The 18,033-nt window shown below is 63.6% G+C and carries 16 protein-coding genes; 11 read left to right on the top strand and 5 right to left on the bottom strand.

The window, feature by feature from the left end; translation table 11 throughout:
- The first annotated feature begins 77 nt into the window (after nucleotides 1–77).
- From DUPY_RS22605 to DUPY_RS22625, 5 genes are all read left to right on the top strand, one after another.
- On the top strand, nucleotides 78–1,385 hold the full coding sequence (locus tag DUPY_RS22605) for a cyanophycinase (protein WP_070251317.1): 1,308 nt from the start codon (nucleotides 78–80) through the stop codon (nucleotides 1,383–1,385).
- A gap of 21 nt (nucleotides 1,386–1,406) precedes the next feature.
- Nucleotides 1,407–2,669 (top strand): cyanophycinase, encoded by a 1,263-nt coding sequence (locus tag DUPY_RS22610; protein WP_307188205.1) that lies wholly within the window; start codon nucleotides 1,407–1,409, stop codon nucleotides 2,667–2,669.
- 67 nt (nucleotides 2,670–2,736) lie between these two features.
- A complete protein-coding gene (locus DUPY_RS22615; protein WP_070251321.1) occupies nucleotides 2,737–4,158 on the top strand; it encodes an IgA Peptidase M64 in 1,422 nt (473 codons plus the stop codon).
- Between the two features lie 175 nt (nucleotides 4,159–4,333).
- Nucleotides 4,334–4,801, top strand: coding sequence for a hypothetical protein (locus tag DUPY_RS22620; protein WP_070251323.1), 468 nt, complete (start codon nucleotides 4,334–4,336; stop codon nucleotides 4,799–4,801).
- 69 nt (nucleotides 4,802–4,870) lie between these two features.
- The gene (locus DUPY_RS22625; RefSeq protein ID WP_070251325.1) at nucleotides 4,871–5,170 is read left to right on the top strand and encodes a hypothetical protein; all 300 of its coding nucleotides are present in this window, start codon (nucleotides 4,871–4,873) and stop codon (nucleotides 5,168–5,170) included.
- Nucleotides 5,171–5,254: 84 nt separating this feature from the next.
- Here the strand turns inward: DUPY_RS22625 and DUPY_RS22630 are convergent, their stop codons facing one another.
- The 3 genes from DUPY_RS22630 to DUPY_RS22640 form a co-directional block, all read right to left on the bottom strand.
- Entirely contained in the window at nucleotides 5,255–5,722 is a 468-nt protein-coding gene (locus DUPY_RS22630; protein ID WP_208600087.1) for a cyclophilin-like fold protein, read from the bottom strand.
- A gap of 144 nt (nucleotides 5,723–5,866) precedes the next feature.
- Nucleotides 5,867–8,212, bottom strand: a complete 2,346-nt coding sequence (parC, locus tag DUPY_RS22635; protein ID WP_070251330.1) for a DNA topoisomerase IV subunit A — start codon at nucleotides 8,210–8,212, stop codon at nucleotides 5,867–5,869.
- Between the two features lie 13 nt (nucleotides 8,213–8,225).
- On the bottom strand, nucleotides 8,226–10,223 hold the full coding sequence (locus tag DUPY_RS22640) for a DNA topoisomerase IV subunit B (RefSeq protein WP_070251331.1): 1,998 nt from the start codon (nucleotides 10,221–10,223) through the stop codon (nucleotides 8,226–8,228).
- A gap of 230 nt (nucleotides 10,224–10,453) precedes the next feature.
- Between DUPY_RS22640 and DUPY_RS22645 the strand changes: the two genes are divergently transcribed.
- Both DUPY_RS22645 and DUPY_RS22650 read left to right on the top strand, forming a co-directional pair.
- Nucleotides 10,454–10,702 carry a hypothetical protein gene (locus DUPY_RS22645; RefSeq protein WP_229255471.1) on the top strand — a complete coding sequence of 83 codons (249 nt, stop codon included), beginning with the start codon at nucleotides 10,454–10,456 and terminating at the stop codon, nucleotides 10,700–10,702.
- A 13-nt stretch (nucleotides 10,703–10,715) separates the two neighbouring features.
- Nucleotides 10,716–11,477: a TorF family putative porin gene (locus DUPY_RS22650; RefSeq protein ID WP_070251335.1), complete on the top strand. Its 762-nt coding sequence runs from the start codon at nucleotides 10,716–10,718 to the stop codon at nucleotides 11,475–11,477.
- A gap of 60 nt (nucleotides 11,478–11,537) precedes the next feature.
- On the opposite strand, the gene DUPY_RS22655 is transcribed toward DUPY_RS22650, so the two are convergent.
- Complete coding sequence (locus DUPY_RS22655; protein ID WP_070251336.1) at nucleotides 11,538–12,089, bottom strand: hypothetical protein; 552 nt, start codon at nucleotides 12,087–12,089, stop codon at nucleotides 11,538–11,540.
- The gene (gene dapA / locus DUPY_RS22660) at nucleotides 12,086–12,994 is read right to left on the bottom strand and encodes a 4-hydroxy-tetrahydrodipicolinate synthase (protein ID WP_070251338.1); all 909 of its coding nucleotides are present in this window, start codon (nucleotides 12,992–12,994) and stop codon (nucleotides 12,086–12,088) included. The genes DUPY_RS22655 and dapA overlap by 4 nt, the downstream gene beginning before the upstream one ends.
- A gap of 303 nt (nucleotides 12,995–13,297) precedes the next feature.
- Here dapA and DUPY_RS22665 point away from each other — a divergent pair, with 303 nt between their 5' ends.
- From DUPY_RS22665 to kdpC, 4 genes are all read left to right on the top strand, one after another.
- Nucleotides 13,298–13,387, top strand: a complete 90-nt coding sequence (locus DUPY_RS22665; RefSeq protein ID WP_070251340.1) for a potassium-transporting ATPase subunit F — start codon at nucleotides 13,298–13,300, stop codon at nucleotides 13,385–13,387.
- On the top strand, nucleotides 13,387–15,210 hold the full coding sequence (kdpA, locus tag DUPY_RS22670; RefSeq protein ID WP_070251342.1) for a potassium-transporting ATPase subunit KdpA: 1,824 nt from the start codon (nucleotides 13,387–13,389) through the stop codon (nucleotides 15,208–15,210). The genes DUPY_RS22665 and kdpA overlap by 1 nt, the downstream gene beginning before the upstream one ends.
- 37 nt (nucleotides 15,211–15,247) lie before the next feature.
- On the top strand, nucleotides 15,248–17,356 hold the full coding sequence (gene kdpB, locus DUPY_RS22675; RefSeq protein ID WP_070251345.1) for a potassium-transporting ATPase subunit KdpB: 2,109 nt from the start codon (nucleotides 15,248–15,250) through the stop codon (nucleotides 17,354–17,356).
- Nucleotides 17,357–17,434: 78 nt separating this feature from the next.
- Nucleotides 17,435–18,010: a potassium-transporting ATPase subunit KdpC gene (gene kdpC, locus DUPY_RS22680; protein WP_070251348.1), complete on the top strand. Its 576-nt coding sequence runs from the start codon at nucleotides 17,435–17,437 to the stop codon at nucleotides 18,008–18,010.
- Nucleotides 18,011–18,033: the final 23 nt, after the last annotated feature.

An 18,033-nucleotide genomic window follows, 5' to 3' on the forward strand; every position in this document is an offset into this window, starting at 1 on the left:
GTAATTGATTGGTATCATCAGGACTATGACGGCGCCGCGCGCAAGCCCCGGCGCCGGTTTCACTTTGGAAGGGCAACATGAATTTTTCAGGTTTTACGTGCCAGCGCCTGTTCGTGCTCTGGCTGCTGGTGTTTGCCAGCTTCGGCGTACACGCGGCGCAAGGCGCGGCAGCCAAGGCCCAAGCCACCGGCAAGGCGGTCAAACCTGCCAAGGCGGTGCCCCCGCCCAAGCCGGTGGTGGCGCCGCCGGCGGGCAACCTGGTGATTATCGGTGGCGGCTTGCGCGCCGACAATGCGGAGGTCTGGCAACGGATCGTGCTCTTGGCCGGTGGCAAGGGCGCGCGCATCGGCGTGTTCGGCTCGGCCTCGATCAATCCTGAAAACGCCGCCCAGAACACGGTCAACAAGCTCAACCAATATGGCGCCCAGGCGTTTTTCATCCCGCTGGGCGTCACGCTGCCCAATAGCGACTACCGCAAGGCCGCCGAAGACCCGGAAGTGGTCGCCCTGATCCATTCGGCCACCGGCATCTATTTCACCGGCGGCGACCAGGCCCGCATCACCAAGGCGCTGGTGCGCCAGGACGGCACCCGTACCGCCGCGCTCGAAGCGGTGTGGGACGTGTACCGCGAAGGCGGCGTGGTGGCAGGTTCTTCCGCTGGCGCCGCCATCATGAGCACCACCATGTTTTACGACGCCAAGTCCACGCTCGACATGCTCAAGCAAGGTGTGACGGACGGCAACGAAATCGCACCGGGCCTCGGCTTCGTGGGCGACGATGTTTTCATCGACCAGCACTTGCTGGTGCGCGGCCGCTTTGCCCGCATGATCCCGGTGATGCTGAAAAAAGGCTACCAGATCGGCCTCGGTATCGACGAGAACACGGCCATGGTGGTCAACGCCAAGCGCGACGTGGAAATCATCGGCTACAGCGGTGCGCTGCTGCTCGACCTGTCGGCGGCGATTACCGACCGCGCCATCAAGGGTTTTAATATCAGCAACGCCACCATCAGCTACCTGGACCGGGGCGACAAGTTCAACCTGGTCACGCGCGACTTCACGCCATCGCCCGACAAGGCCGACAACAAGCTCGACCCCAACCAGCCCGACACCCGGGGCGTAGTCTATACCAACGATATCCTCGGCAATAACGCAGTGCTCGACCTGATGGTCAACCTGATCGACAACGCCCAGCAGGATGCGATCGGCATTGCCTTCGGCAATCCGCGCGATTCGTACCCGGACATGGGCTTCGAATTCCGCTTCAGCAAGACCGTCAACAGCGTCGGCTACAGCTCGACCGAGGTGGAGGCCTATTCGGTGCTGAAGCTGCGCATGGATATCCGGCCGATCCAGCTGCAACAGCCGCTCTATCGCTACAGGTAAATCGAACTCAGGCCCATGCGCATGTTCTCCCTGCGATTGCGAACCCTGTTCCAGGCCGCGCTGCTGGCGGCGCTGCCGCTGGCGCAAGCTGCAGCACCTGCAGCGCCTGCGGCCACCAATGCTGCCACTGCGCCGCAAGGATCGCTGGTCATCGTCGGCGGCGGCCTGAAGGCCGATAACGCCGAAATCTGGCAACGCATCGTCACCCTGGCCGGCGGCCCCGGCGCGCGCATCGCCGTGCTGCCGTCGGCCAGCGCCAATCCCGAGCGCGCCGGCCAGTGGATTTCGGAACGCTTGAACAGCTATGGCGCGGCCGCCTTCGTGGTGCCGCTGTCGGTGCGCCTGGCCGATACCGATTTTCGCAAGGTGGCCGAAGACGCCGAACTGGCCAGCGCCGTGCGCAGCGCCGGCGGCGTGTTCTTCCCTGGCGGCGACCAGTCGCGCATCACCGAAGCGCTGGTGCGCGCCGACGGCAGCCGCACCGCCGTGCTCGACGCCGTATGGGACGTGTACCGGCGCGGCGGCGTGGTGGCCGGCGACAGCGCCGGCGCCGCCATCATGAGCAGCACCATGTTTTACGCCCCCAACTCGGTGCTGGCCACCCTGCGCTCCGGCGTGGCCGATGGCCGCGACATCGCCCCCGGCCTGGGTTTCATCGGCGACGACGTCTTCGTCGATCAGCACCTGCTGGTGCGTGGCCGCTTTGCGCGCATGATTCCGGCCATGCTCAAGAAGGGCTACAAGGTCGGCCTCGGCATCGACGAGAACACGGCCATGGTGGTGGACCGGCGCCGCCAGGTGGAAATCATCGGCGTCAAGGGCGCGCTGCTGATCGACCTGACGCACGCCACCACCGACAGTGCGCGCGCCGGTTTCAACGTCTCCAACGCCGTGCTCAGCTACCTGGACCGGGGCGACCGCTACGACCTGGCCACGCACACCTTCACGCCGGCCCCCGAGAAGGCCGGCGGCCGTCTGGCCGATGGCCGGGAACTGGCGCGCCAGCCCGTGTATTCGAGCGATATCCTGGGCCGCAACGCGGTGGTGGAGCTGATGGAAAACCTGGTCAACAACCACGAGAACGAAGCGATCGGGATTGCCACCAGCGGGCGCGAGATGGGGGAGGGCGTGCAGCCGCCGGCGTTCCAGTTCACCTTCCGCAAGACGCCCGACAGCGTCGCCTATTTAAAACCGGAGACGCACAACTACTCGATCCTCAATCTGCGGCTCGATATCCGCCAGCTCGACGCCGCGTCAGAGCCGGTGCCGGTGCTGTCCAACTGAGCACAGAGTACTGTGCGGTTGCGGATGCAGGCACTAGAATGGTCGTTTCGACCTACGCGAGGCCTGCATGTCCTGTAAATCCCTGATCGGTGCGCTGCTGCTGGCGGCCACCTGTGCCAACGTTATGGCCGCGCCAGCGCCGCAACCGGCCACCGTCCGCCTCGACTACCTCCACAGCGGCAACGCTCTTTCCGAACAATACGCGGTCGATCGCGTGGTGATCGAACCGCTGCCGTGGCCCGGCGCCATGAGCCGCACCATCGACGACACCAACCGCGGCAACAACCTGGTGGAAGTGGTCGATGCCGAAAGCGGCGAGTTGCTGTATTCGCGCGGCTTTTCCACCGTGTTCGCGGAATGGGCCAGTACCGAAGAAGCGGCCCACACCAACCGCGGCTTCCAGGAATCGGTACGCTTCCCCAAGCATGACAAGCCGGTGCGCGTGCGCATCCTGAAGCGTGACGAGCGCGGTGCGTTCTCGGTGGTGTGGACCACTCGGGTGGACGCCGACGCCATGGACGTGGTGCGCAAGCAGGCCGCTGCGCCAGTCAAGCCGATCGCCATCCGCGTCAACGGCGCGCCGAAAGACAAAGTCGATCTCTTGATACTCGGCGACGGCTACACCGCCGGCGAGATGAAGAAATTCGAGGCGACCGCGCGCAAGCTGGCCGACCACCTGTTCAGCGTCTCGCCATTCAAGGAACGGGCCAAGGACTTCAACGTGTGGGCGCTGGCAGTGCCCACTGCCGAATCGGGCGTGTCGCGGCCCTCGACCGGTGTCCATCACGCCTCGCCGCTGGGCACGCGCTACGACATTTTCGGCAGCGAGCGCTATGTGCTCACCACGGACAACCGTGCGCTGCGCGAACTGGCGCAGAACGCCTCGTACGAGTTCATCGAAATCCTGGTCAACAACGACACCTACGGTGGCGGTGGCATCTTCGGCCAGTTCAGTACGGCGGCGGCCAATAACGACTGGGCCAATTACCTGTTCGTGCACGAATTCGGCCACCACTTCGCCGGCCTGGCCGACGAGTACTACACGTCGCCCGTCGCCTACGCCACCGGCGGCGTCCGCCGCGAACCTTGGGAACCCAACGCCACCGCGCTGCGCGACCCGGCCAAGCTGAAATGGAAAAAATTCGTCAAGGACGGCACGCCGCTGCCCACGCCGTGGCCGAAGGAAGCGTATGAAACCGCGTCGCGCGCTTATCAGAAAGAACGCGCGGCGCTGCGTGCCGCCAACCGTCCCGAGTCGGAAATGAGCGCGCTGTTCCAGAGGGATCTAGAGCAGTCCAAGGCGCTGTTCTCGCGCGATCCGCACCTGCACACCGTGGGCGCGTTCGAGGGCGCCAACTATGAAGCGAAGGGCTATTACCGGCCCGAGATGCAGTGCCTGATGTTCGATCGCAGCGATAAATTCTGCGCGGTGTGCGCTGACGCCGTCACTACCATCATCGATCTGTATTCCCGTCCTGCAATCAAATAGGGGGTTACGTACGGTACCGAACAGTCAAATTTTGTGCTTTTGGATATTCTGATTACGTGACCTAGCGCTTCTACCAAAAAAGCGGAAAGCGTTTAGAGGCGGGATCGTTTAACTTAACTGAACGGTCCGGCCCACTAAATAAGAACGTATCCAAACATAATTGAGAGGAACTATCATGAGCAAAATCGTCGCTACCCTGATCGCCGGCCTGTTCGCTACCGCCGCCTTCGCCCAAACGCCGGAAGTAACCCGCGCCCAGACCGAAGCCAACAAGGACATCGCCAAGGCCCAGCAAAAAGAAGCCAAGGTTGAAGCCAAGGCCGACAAAAAAGCCAACAAAGCTGTCAACAAAGCTGACCAGGTACACGCTGAACAGCAAGCCAAGGTAAACACCGAAGCTGCCAAAGCCAACGAAAAAGTGGCCAAAGCTGACCCGGAAGACAAAGCCAAAGCAGCTGCCGAAGGCCAGAAAGACGTCGCCAAGGCAGTTGAAAAAGCTGAAAAGAAAACCGTGAAAGCGGACGCCAAAGCGATCAAGAAAACCGTTGACGCCACCGAAGACAAAGCGCTGGCCGCCAACAAGACCGACGCAGTGCGCGCCAAAGCCGCTGCTGACCTCAAAGAAGCCGCAGCCAAGCACTAATCTGCTGAGCTGATGTAAAGACGGGCGCACCTGCGAGGGTGTGCCCGTTTTTTTATTTAGAATGCAGGCATGACACGCAAACTCACTCCCGTATTCCCTGGTCCCCGCACCGCGCGCGGCGCCGTACTGGCCGTCCTGCTCTCCAACGCCGACCAGACCGGCGCCGAACCGCTGCGCGGCCGCGTCACGCTGGCAGCCATCGTGCGCGCCTTGAAGCGCAAGTACCACTGGCCGATCGAAACGGCCAGCTTTCCATCGAATGGTCCCGACGGCCGGGCCACGTGGGCGACCGTCTACAGCCTGCCCGAAGACGTGATCGCCGCAGCGTTCGACGACCGCGGCCGCGACTGGCTGCTGGCGGCGCGCTAAATCACGGCCAGCCCACCCCGGCCAGCTGATCGCGGCCAGCTATTCGAGGCCAGCTATTCGGGCCAGCTATTCGAGGCCAGCTGATCACGGCTGCGCTGGCTCCACGCGTTCGACCGTCACGCGCATGGCGCCGCTCCTGCGCAAGATCGCCAGGCCCTCGTCGATCTGCCCCAGCTTGATCAAGCCGTCCGAATATCTGAAATCCTTGTGGTACAGGGCCAGGTTGCCCCATGGCGCGTAATACGCCATGTCGCCGGTGCGCGGCGCATAGCCGGCTGGCGCCCCCTTTTTGCTCAGGCGCTCGGGCAGGTCGGCGATTTTTTCGGTGGCGGCGTGGTCGCCCAGGGTGAGCTTGAGCGGCAGCAGCGCCAGGAAATCACGGCTGGCGGGCGTGTCCGATAACGAAGCCACGATGGGCCCATGCTCGGTGACGATACGGATTTTCACGGGAACGGTACGGGACGGCGCGTTCTGCGCACCGGCCGCCAGGCTAGCGCCGGCCAGCAATAGCGAGACGACGATGGCAGCGGCAGACGAGGAGGCAAGTGGCATGGCGACGTTCCGGCAAAGTTGGAGGAGCACCGATTGTAGGGCCCAACCACGGGTGCGAAACGTGCCGCAATTGCAAGAGCTTATGACATAGTTTCATGAATAGGTCGCAGGATTATGCCCCTGCGACCCATAAAAATCACCGGGTCAGACAATCGGCGTCAGGCCACTCGGCTTGATGCGGGTGGCCAACGCCTTGCCCTTGCGGGCGCGCTTGCCGATGTGCTCGGCCAGGGCGGATGCCGACAGCCTCACATCCTGCGGCTTGGCGCCACGACCGATGCCGCTGACGATCACGCCTTTCTGGCTGATCGGCTTGGCCGAGACCAGGGTTTCCTTGTCCTCGAGCTCCATCACGATCACGCCGCGACCGCCATTGGTCAGCACCTTCATCTCATCGAGGCCGAATACCAGCACCCGCGCATTGGCCGACAGCGCTGCCACGGCATTGGCTTCGGGACCGACCACCGATGGCGGCAGCGGCACGTCGCCATCATCCAGGGTGATGAACGATTTGCCGCCACGGATGCGGCTGACCATGTCGGCGGCCTTGGCGATGAAGCCGAAGCCGGCGCTGGTGGTGAGCATCAGCTGGGTGGCGCCGCTACCGGCAAAATAGTGCAGGATGCGCGCACCGGTGGCCAGGTCGATCAAGGTGGTGACCGGCACGCCGTCGCCACGCGCGTTCGGCAAGGCCGCTACCGGCACCGAATACACCTTGCCGTTGCTGCCGAAGGCAAGCAGGTTGTCCACCGTGCGGCACTCGAATGCGCCATACAGCGCGTCGCCAGCCTTGAAGGTGAATTGGCTGGCGTCGTGGCCCACGCCGGTGCGGGCGCGGATCCAGCCTTTTTCCGAGATGATCACGGTGACCGGTTCGTCCACCACCTTCTGTTCGACCACCGCTTTCTGCGCTTCCTCGATCACGGTACGGCGCGCGTCGCCGTAGGTCTTGGCGTCGGTTTCGATTTCCTTGATGATCAGGCGCTTCATCGACGCCGGGTTGTCGAGCAGGTCTTGCAGCGTGCCGCGTTCCTTGCGCAGTTCGGCCAGCTCCTGCTGGATCTTGATCGCTTCCAGGCGCGCCAGCTGGCGCAGGCGAATTTCCAGGATGTCTTCGGCCTGGATTTCCGACAGGCGGAAGCGCTCCATCAGCGCGGACTTGGGCTCGTCCGAGTTACGGATGATGTGGATCACTTCATCGATATTGAGCAGGATGGTCTCGCGGCCTTCCAGGATATGGATGCGCGCATCGACCTTGCCCAGTTTGAACTGGGTGCGGCGGGTGACAGTGGTAAAGCGGAACTCGATCCATTCCTGCAAAATCTCGGTCAGCCCTTTTTGACGCGGACGGCCATCGCCGCCGATCATCACCAGGTTGATCGATGCCGACGACTCGAGCGACGTGTGCGCGAGCAGCATCAGCATGAATTCGGTCTGGTCCTGGTTTTTCGACTTCGGTTCGAACACCAGGCGCACCGGCGCCGCGCGGCCCGATTCGTCGCGGATGGTGTCGAGAGAATTCAAGATCAGCGATTTGAGCGCCAGCTGTTCCGGCGACAGCGCCTTCTTGCCCATCTTGACCTTGGGATTGGTCAGCTCCTCGATTTCCTCGAGCACCTTCTGCGACGAGGTACCGGGCGGCAGTTCGTTGACGACTGCCTGCCACTGGCCGCGCGCCAGCTCTTCGATCTTCCAGCGCGCGCGCACCTTCATGCTGCCGCGCCCATTGGCGTACATGTCGCTGATCTGCGTGGCCGTGGTGATGATCTGGCCGCCGCCCGGGAAGTCCGGGCCGGGGATCAGCGCCATCAATTCGCCGTGGGTGATCTTGGGATTCCTGATCATCGCCACCGCCGCCTGCGCCACTTCGGTCAGGTTGTGCGACGGGATTTCGGTGGCCAGGCCCACCGCGATACCGGAGGCGCCGTTGAGCAGCACCATCGGCAGGCGTGCCGGCAGCAGGCTCGGTTCCTCGGTGGAGCCGTCGTAGTTGGCCTGGAAGTCGACGGTGCCGAGATTGATCTCGTCCATCAGCACCTTGGCAATCGGCGTCAAACGCGCTTCGGTGTAGCGCATCGCTGCCGCGCCGTCGCCGTCGCGCGAGCCGAAGTTACCCTGGCCATCGACCAGCGGATAGCGCAGCGAGAAGTCCTGCGCCATGCGCACCATGGCGTCGTACACCGACTGGTCGCCGTGCGGGTGCAATTTACCGAGCACGTCGCCCACCACCGTGGCCGATTTGCGCGGCTTGGCGGTGGAGTTGAGGCCCATTTCGTTCATCGCATACAGGATGCGGCGCTGCACCGGCTTCTGGCCGTCGCACACATCGGGCAGGGCGCGGCCCTTGACCACCGAGATGGCGTAATCGAGGTAGGCGCGTTCGGCAAAGGTGGACAGCGTGAGCGTTTCGCCGCCGTCGGTGGGGCCGCCGGGCGGCAGGGCGCCGTCCGGGTCGGGCAGCGATTCGTCAAAGAGATTTGCTTGAGTCATGTCAGTGGTTCTATTAGATATCTGCTTCGGCTTCGTTGCCGTGTTCTTCGATCCAGGCGCGGCGGGCGGCAGCTTCGCCTTTACCCATCAGCATATTGAAGCGTGCGGCCGAGGCGCCGTGTTCGTACTCGCCCAGGGCCACTGGCAGCAGGCGGCGCGTGTCCGGGTTCATCGTGGTTTCCCACAGCTGTTCGGCGTTCATCTCGCCCAGGCCCTTGAAGCGCGAGATCGACCAGGCGCCTTCCTTCAGGCCATCCTTGCGCAGCTTGTCCTCGATGGCCACCAGTTCGCCCGGGTCGAGCGCGTACAGCTTCTGGATCGGCTTCTTGCCGCGCGCCGGCGCATCGACGCGATATAGCGGCGGGCGGGCGATGCAGATATTGCCGTTGGCGATCAGGCCCGGGAAGTGGCGGAAGAAGAGGGTGAGCAGCAGCACCTGGATGTGCGATCCATCGACGTCCGCATCGGACAGGATGCAGATTTTGCCGTAGCGCAGACCGGACAAATCCGGCGTGTCGGTGGCGCTGTGCGGATCGACGCCGATCGCCACCGAGATATCGTGGATCTCGTTGTTGGCGAACAGGCGGTCACGATCGGTTTCCCACGAGTTGAGCACCTTGCCGCGCAGTGGCAGGATGGCCTGGAATTCCTTGTCGCGGCCCATCTTGGCCGAACCGCCCGCAGAGTCGCCCTCGACCAGGAACAATTCGGTGCGGGTGACATCGGTCGATTCGCAGTCGGTCAGCTTGCCCGGCAAAACCGCCACGCCCGACGACTTCTTCTTTTCCACTTTTTGCAGCGAGCGCAGACGCGATTGCGCCTGCTTGATCACCAGTTCGGCCAGCTTTTTGCCGTAGTCGACGTGGTGATTGAGCCACAGCTCGAGCGCCGGCTTGGAATACGTGGAGACCAGTCGCACTGCGTCGCGCGAATTGAGGCGCTCCTTGATCTGGCCCTGGAATTGCGGGTCCAGCACCTTGGCCGACAACACGAACGACACGCGCGCAAACACGTCTTCGGGCAGCAGCTTGACGCCTTTTGGCAGCAGCGAGTGCATCTCGACGAAGTTTTTGACGGCGCCATACAGGCCGTCGCGCAGTCCCGATTCGTGGGTGCCGCCGTTGGGCGTGGGGATCAGGTTCACGTACGATTCGCGCACCACCGCGCCTTGCTCGGTCCATGCCACCACCCACGCCGCGCCTTCGCCTTCGGCAAAGCCTTCGGTGTCGGGGCCGGCAAACTGCGCGCCTTCGAACAGCGGTATCAGGGTTTCGCCGTCGGTCGCCTGCGCCAGCGCCTCGGTCAGGTAGCCGCGCAAGCCGTCGTTGTACTGCCAGGTCTGCGATTCGCCAGTCTTGGCGTTGGTGAGCGTGACGGTCACACCCGGCAGCAGCACGGCCTTGGAGCGCAGCAGGCGTTGCAGCTCGGTTTGCGAGATCGCCGGCGAGTCGAAGTATTTCGCATCGGGCCAGGCGGTCACGCGGGTGCCGGATTTTTTGCCGTCGCGCGGCGCGACCACGGACGTCAGCGGTTCGACCACGTCGCCATGCTCGAACACCAGGTGGTGCAGGCCGGTGCCATTGGGTTCCTTGCGCCAGACCGTGATCTCCAGGCGCTTGGACAGCGCGTTGGTGACCGAGACGCCCACGCCGTGCAAACCGCCCGAGAATGCGTAGGCGCCGCCCGAACCCTTGTCGAATTTGCCGCCCGCGTGCAGGCGCGTAAACACGATTTCCACCGTGGGCACGCCTTCTTCGGGGTGCAGGCCGACCGGAATGCCACGGCCGTCATCCTCCACCGTGATGCTGCCGTCGGCGTTCTGGGTGACGATAATGTTCTTGCAATGGCCGCCCAGTGCTTCGTCCGAGGCGTTGTCGATGACTTCCTGGATGATGTGCAGCGGGTTCTCGGTGCGGGTGTACATGCCCGGGCGCTGCTTGACTGGTTCCAGGCCCTTGAGGACCCGGATGGAGGATTCGCTATAGTCGGAAACTGGTTTTTTAGTGGCCATACGTGATCAAGCTGATAATGTCGATGCTGGTTTAGGTGCTGAACTGAGTACTGGGACTATGTACTGGGTTTATGTACAGTCAATTGTGCGTGTTTGCGTATTCTATCCTCAACCGGAGCAAACAGCGGCAATTTATACACGATGTTTACAGGAGGCCCCCGTCTTTTTAGACCGTTTTTACGGGCCGCCCGATAAGCTGACTCCATCGCACAACCCTCATCGGAGTCGTTATGAACCAGTTCCCTTGCGTAATGACGCTCAAGGTCGACACGGCAGCGGTCACCCAGTTGCGCCGCATGGTCACGCGCATCTGCGGCGATTCGCTCGAATTCATCCGCATCGAAATCTGCGAACAAGGCACCCGCATGAAGGTGTGGCTGTGCGTGGGCGCTGCGATGGTCACGCCGGTGATGGATGCGGTGATGCAGTCGCTGCCCGGCGCGGAGTTCGGGCGATTTACTCAGACATCCCACTACTAATGGAAAGCGCAACATGAACAAATTACTACTGGCCGCCGCGCTCGGCGCCGCTTTTGCCGCAGGTGCGGTGCACGCCCAGGAAGCTGCGGTCGCAGCTAAGCCCGATAACGAGGTAAGCTTCAACGCCGCCGTGGTCTCCGACTACCGCTTCCGCGGCATCTCGCAAACCCGTTTGCAGCCGGCCGTGCAGGGCGGTGCCGATTACGTCAACAACCCCACCGGCCTGTATCTCGGCGCCTGGGCATCGTCGATCAAGTGGACCAGGGATGCCGGCGGCGATGGCGACGTGGAACTCGACATCTATGGCGGCAAGCGCGGACAGCTGAGCGATGCGGTCTCCTACGACGTCGGTGTGCTCACTTATGTGTACCCGTCGAACGGCCTGAAAAACGTCGCCGGCTTTGCCAATGCCAATACCACCGAGGTGTATGGTCAGCTGGGCTTCGGTCCCGCCTACGTGAAGTACTCGCATTCGGTGACCAACCTGTTCGGCTTCGTCGATAGCAAGAACAGCGGCTACCTCGATGTTGGCGCCAATATCGAGGCAGGCGAGGGCAATACCATCAACCTGCACGCCGGCCACCAGAAGGTGAAGAACAACGACGTATCGAACTACACCGACTGGAAAGTGGGCGTCACCCGCGACTTCGGCATCGTCTCCGGTGCGCTGGCCGTGGTGGGGACGAACGCCAGCAAGACCGCGTACGCGTCGCCAGTGAACGGCAAGTTCACCGGCAAGACCGCGCTGGTGCTCACCATCAGCAAAACCTTCTGATCATTTTTTACCTGTTCTGATCGAGCCGGCCGGGTTTCATTCCGCCCGGCTCGATTTTCGTTACCTGCCGCTGAACACCTGGCGATACAGGTGGCGCACTTCGGGCGCGCACAGCACGTTGGCGGTCTTGTAGGCATCTGCCTCGAAGGCGCTGTGGTGCGAGTGATAGGTGTCGTGGTCGAGCACCAGGGTGTCGGCCAGGCGCGCGCCCGGCAGCTGGGCCACGAATACCAGCAGGCATCCGGTCTGGTGCGGCGTGAGCGGTTCGCTGCCGTGGGCCACGGTGACCAGCAGCCTGGCGCCGGGATTGGCGGCGCTGGCCTCACGCAGGCGCGCCAGCAGCGCGGCGTGGTCCTGGTGTTCGAGGTCGGCGCGGCGCAGCAGCGCGACGATGACGGCGGCGCCGGCCAGCGAGGCCGCATCGCGCGCCTGATTATGCGAGGCGTCGATCACCAGGTCGTCGTAGAGCTGGGGATCGTAGGCGCAGGGTTCGGGGCAGACCAGCAGCACGCGGTTGCCGGCGGCTACCCGCAGCAGCGCCAGTTCTTCGGCCAGGTCGGAGACGGCGTGGTTGCCATCGTGTTCGTTGTTACCGGTGAGTGCGACGATCATGCTGTTACCTCCTCGTGACGATGATACGCTGGTATGGCATCGAGCGCCGCCAGCGCGGCCGCCAGCCGGGTGCGGCAGGGGCTGCTGGCGGGCGTCATGGGCAGGCGCAGCTCGTCGCGCAGCAGGCCCTGCATGGCCAGCGCGGCCTTCAAGGGTGCCGGATTCGGTTCCGAGAACAGCAGGTGGATCACCGGCAGCAGATGGTCGAACAGGGTCATGGCCTCGGCCAGGTGGCCGGCATGGACCAGGTCATAGACTTGCACGAACAAATCGACGCGGATATGGGCTGCGGCCGAGATGGCGCCGTGGCCACCGGCGCATAGCGCAGCGAACAGCAGCGCGTCGTCGCCGCACAGCATGGCCAGCGGCGTGTGGCGCACCAGCTCTTCCATTCTTTGCAGGCTGCCGCCCGCTTCCTTGATGGCGGCAAACTGCGGGTGCTGCGCCAGCGTGCGCGCGGTGGCCAGTTCCAGGTTCACGCCGGTGCGCGCCGGTACGTTGTACAGCACGATGGGACGGTCGGTGGCGTCGGCGATCGTTTCGAAGTGGCGCAGCAGGCCTTCCTGCGACGGTCGCACGTAGGCCGGGGTGGCCACCAGGTAGCCGGCCAGTTCAGTGTCGTCGAACTCGCGAACCTTCGCGGCGGCGGCATGGGTGTCGCTGCCGCCCACGCCCATCAGCACCGGGCAGCGGCGGTGCGCGGTTTCCAGCACGGCCGAGAGCACGGTCGATTGCTCGGCCAGGTCCAGCTGCGGCGCCTCGCCGGTGGTGCCGCAGACGACCAGGCCATGTGCGCCCTCGGCGATCAGGCGGTCGGCCAGCGTTTGCAGGCGGGCCAGGTCGATCTCGCCGTGGTCCATGGGCGTGGCCAGCGGCACCCAGATGCCGCGAAACGAAATATTCATGATGAGTACAAGTGGTGGAAGAGAGGTCCAGCCTATGCCTGCGCCTGTAAAAATGTTCTAAATAGTACCCAGGCCCGCGTAAACAAACCGTAAAAGGGGCGGGTTTTTACGGCGCGTTTACAGTTTGTTTACACCCGCCAGCCAAGTCTTTACAAAATCTTTAGACCCCTGCCGCTAACCTCTCATCCATCAAAACAAGACCTTCGAGGGTGTGATGGATTTTATATTTATTGGTGTGATCGCGGCCTTCACCGTCGCGATCTGGGCGATGGCCGTCGGCTGCGACAAGCTGGGAGGCCAGCCATGAGCATCTTCTACGTGATCGGTGGTATCGCGTCCGCCGGCTTGCTGGTGTACCTGGTGCTCGCGCTCCTGAAAGCGGAGGAACTGTGATGACCACCCAATCGATCGTGCTGCTGGTGATGTTCCTGGTCGTGCTGCTGGCGCTGGCCTGGCCGCTGGGCGTGGTGCTGGCCCGGGCAGGCGATGGCACTGTCGCCGCCATTCCCGGCCTGGGCTGGCTCGGCAAGCTCGAACGCCTGCTGTACCGCGCCGCCGGCATCGCCGACCAGGACGGCCAGGCGCAGGGCCAGGGCTGGAAAACTTACGCCATTGCACTGCTGTCGTTCAACGCCCTCGGTGCCCTGGCCGTTTACGGCCTGCAGCGCCTGCAGGCATTTTTACCGTTGAACCCCCAGGGCATGGCCAATGTCAGCCCCGATTCCGCGTTCAACACGGCAGTGAGCTTTGTCGCCAACACCAACTGGCAGGGCTACAGCGGCGAACAGACCATGAGCTACCTGACCCAGATGCTGGTGCTCACCGGCCAGAACTTCTTCTCGGCCGCCACTGGCATGGCCGTGTGCTTTGCGCTGATCCGCGGCTTCTCGTCGCGCTCGAGCAAATCGATCGGCAATTTCTGGGCCGACGTCACCCGTTCGACCCTGTACGTGCTGCTGCCGCTGTCGCTGATCCTGGCGATTTTCCTGGCCGGCCAGGGCGTGATCCAGAACTTCTCGGCCTATAAAGAGGTGCAGCTGATCGACGCAGTCACCTACACCCAGCCGAAAGTGGACGCCGACAACCAGCCGATCAAGGATGCCAAGGGCCAGCCGGTGACCGAAACGCTGACCACCAGGACGCAAACCCTGGCCATGGGGCCGGTGGCGTCGCAGGAAGCGATCAAGATGCTGGGTACCAATGGCGGCGGCTTCTTCAACGCCAACTCGGCCCACCCGTATGAAAACCCGACCGCGCTGACCAACTTCGTGCAGATGCTGGCGATCTTCCTGATCCCGGCCGGCCTGTGCTTCGCGTTCGGCCGCATGGTCGGCGACCGCCGCCAGGGCTGGGCGGTGCTGGGCGCCATGACGGTGCTGTTTGTCGCCGCCACGCTGGTGGTGATGAGCGCCGAACAGCAGGTCCACCCGGCGCTGCAGGCGTTGCACATCGACCAGACGGCCAGCAGCCTGCAATCGGGCGGCAATATGGAAGGCAAGGAAACGCGCTTCGGCATCAGCGCTTCCACGCTGTTCGCCGCTGTCACGACCGCAGCGTCTTGCGGTGCGGTCAACTCCATGCACGACTCGTTTACCCCGATCGGCGGCATGATCCCGATGGTGCTGATGCAGTTCGGTGAAGTGATCTTCGGCGGCGTCGGTTCGGGCCTGTACGGCATGCTGATCTTCGCCATCCTGGCCGTGTTCATCGCCGGTTTGATGATCGGCCGCACGCCCGAATACCTGGGCAAGAAAATCCAGGCGTACGAAATGAAGATGACATCGATTGCCATCCTGGTTACGCCGACCCTGGTGCTGGCCGGTACCGCGCTGGCGGTGATGACCGATCTTGGTCGCGCCGGCATCCTCAACCCCGGCGCCCACGGCTTCTCCGAAATTCTGTATGCCCTGAGTTCGGCCGCCAACAACAACGGCAGCGCGTTTGCCGGCCTGTCCGCCAACACGCCGTTCTACAACACTTTGCTGGCAGTGGCGATCTGGTTCGGCCGCTTTGCCGTGATCGTGCCGATCCTGGCGGTGGCCGGTTCGCTGGCCGGCAAGCAGCGCCTGGGCGCCAATGCCGGCACCATGCCCACCCACGGCCCGATGTTCATCGGCCTGTTGATCGGCGTGGTGGTGCTGGTCGGCGTGCTCAATTACGTGCCGGCGCTGGCGCTCGGTCCCGTGGTTGAACACTTGCAGATGTTTGCTCATTAATTCGCAGGATCCCATCATGTCAACGACTCCAAAAGAAATGACGCTGTTTACCAACCCCGCCAGCCCCGCCAATCCGGCGCCTAAAAAGCTGCGCCTGTTCGACGCCGAACTGCTGCTGCCGGCGATTGCCGACTCGTTCAAAAAACTCAGCCCTGCCACCCAGGTGCGCAGCCCGGTGATGTTTGTCGTGTACGTCGGCAGCATCATCACCACCTTGTTGTACCTGCAGGCGCTGTTCGGCCAGGGCGAGGCGCCGGCCGGCTTTATCCTGGCGATCTCGGTCTGGCTGTGGTTCACGGTGCTGTTCGCGAACTTTGCCGAGGCGCTGGCCGAAGGCCGCAGCAAGGCGCAAGCGGCGTCGCTGCGCAACCTCAAGCAAACCGTGAGCGCCAAGAAGCTGGCCACGCCCAAGTACGGCACCACCTGGCTGCCGCAGCCGGCCACCGATCTGGTCAAGGGACACTACATCCTGGTGGAAGCGGGCGATGTCATCCCGATCGACGGTGAAGTGATCGAAGGCGTAGCCTCGGTGGACGAAAGCGCGATCACCGGCGAATCGGCCCCCGTGATCCGCGAGTCGGGCGGCGACTTTTCGTCGGTCACCGGCGGTACCCGCGTGCTGTCGGACTGGCTGGTGGTGAAGGTCACCGTCAATCCTGGCGAGACCTTCCTCGACCGCATGATCTCGATGGTGGAAGGCGCCAAGCGCCAGAAAACTCCGAACGAGATCGCGCTCACCATCTTGCTGGTCGCTTTGACCATCGTGTTCCTGATCGTGACCATCACCTTGCTGCCGTTCTCGCTGTTCTCGGTGCAGGCTGCCCAATCGGGCACGCCGGTCACCATCACGGTGCTGATCGCGCTGCTGGTGTGCCTGATTCCGACCACGATTGGCGGCCTGCTGTCGGCCATCGGCGTGGCTGGCATGAGCCGCATGATGCAGGCCAACGTGATCGCTACCTCCGGCCGCGCCGTGGAAGCGGCGGGCGACGTCGACGTGCTGATGCTCGATAAAACCGGCACCATCACGCTCGGTAACCGCCAGGCATCGAGTTTCGTGCCGGCGCCCGGCGTGACCGAGCAGCAGTTGGCCGACGTGGCGCAACTGGCCTCGCTGGCCGACGAAACCCCGGAAGGGCGCAGCATCGTGGTGCTGGCCAAGCAGAAGTTCAACATCCGCGAACGCGAAATGGCGTCCCTGAACGCCGTGTTCGTGCCGTTCACCGCGCAAACCCGCATGAGCGGTGTCGATATCGGCGAACGCGCCGTGCGCAAGGGCGCCGCCGACAGCGTGCGCCGCTACGTCGAGTCGCTGGGCCAGCCCAATGCTTACCCGGCCGAAGTGGGCCGCGCGGTGGACGACATCTCGCGCCGCGGCAGCACGCCGCTGGTGGTCACCGATGGTGGCCGCGTGATGGGCGTGGTGGAACTGAAGGACATCGTCAAGGGCGGCATCAAGGAGCGTTTCGGCGAGCTGCGCCGCATGGGCATCAAGACCGTGATGATCACCGGCGACAACCAGCTGACCGCTGCCGCCATCGCTGCCGAAGCGGGCGTGGACGACTTCCTGGCCGAAGCCACGCCGGAAGACAAGCTGAAACTGATCCGCAAGTACCAGGCCGAAGGCCGCCTGGTGGCGATGACCGGCGACGGCACCAACGACGCCCCGGCGCTGGCCCAGGCCGACGTGGCGGTGGCGATGAACTCGGGCACGCAAGCGGCCAAGGAAGCCGGCAACATGGTGGACCTGGACTCGAATCCGACCAAGCTGCTGGAAATCGTCGAAATCGGCAAGCAGATGCTGATGACGCGCGGCGCGCTGACCACGTTCTCGATCTCGAACGACATTGCCAAGTATTTCGCCATCATCCCGGCGGCATTCGTGGGCACCTATCCGCAACTGAAGGCGCTCGACGTGATGCAACTTGCCAGCCCGTCGTCGGCGATCATGTCGGCGGTGATTTTCAATGCGCTGATCATCGTGGTCTTGATACCGCTGGCGCTCAAGGGCGTGAAGTACCGGGCCATTGGCGCGGTAGCGCTGCTGCGCCGCAACCTGCTGCTGTATGGCCTGGGCGGGATCGTGCTGCCGTTCGTGGGCATCAAGCTGATCGACATGGTGCTCGCTGCGCTGCATCTTGTCTGAACCACCAGCCTTTAATCCGTCATCCCCGCTTCCGCGGGGATGACGGATTCAGAGTTAACTTAAATAATTGGAGCTGTCATGACATCCCACTTCCGTCCCGCCCTGGTCATCTTCGGCGCACTCACCATTCTCTGCGGCGTGCTTTACCCGCTGGCCGTCTCCGGGGTTGCCTCCGCCGCCTTTCCTGCCGAAGCGGCGGGCAGCCTGGTACAGGTCGACGGCAAAACCGTCGGCTCGTCGCTGATCGGCCAGTCGTTCAGTTCACCGAAATACTTCTGGGGCCGCCCGTCGGGCACCGGTCCGATGCCCAATAACGGCGCCGGTTCTTCCGGCACCAACTTCGGCCCCACCAACGCGGCCCAGATCGACGCCGTGAAAGGCCGTATCGACGCCCTCAAGGCGCTTGATCCCTCCAACACCCAGCCCATTCCGGTGGACCTGGTGACCGCCTCGGCCAGCGGCCTCGATCCCGAGATCAGCCCGGCCGCCGCCCGCTACCAGGCCGCCCGCGTGGCCGCTGCCCGCCAGTTCAACACCAAGCAGGTGCTGGCGCTGATCGAGCAGCATACGCGTCCGCAGTACCTGGGCTTTTTCGGCGAGCCGCGCGTCAACGTCCTGGCGCTCAACCTGGCGCTCGACCAGACTGGCCGCTGATTTATCCGCTCAGGTAGAATCGC

Source organism: Duganella phyllosphaerae (genome assembly GCF_001758785.1).
In the GTDB taxonomy this organism is placed as follows: domain Bacteria; phylum Pseudomonadota; class Gammaproteobacteria; order Burkholderiales; family Burkholderiaceae_D; genus Rugamonas; species Rugamonas phyllosphaerae.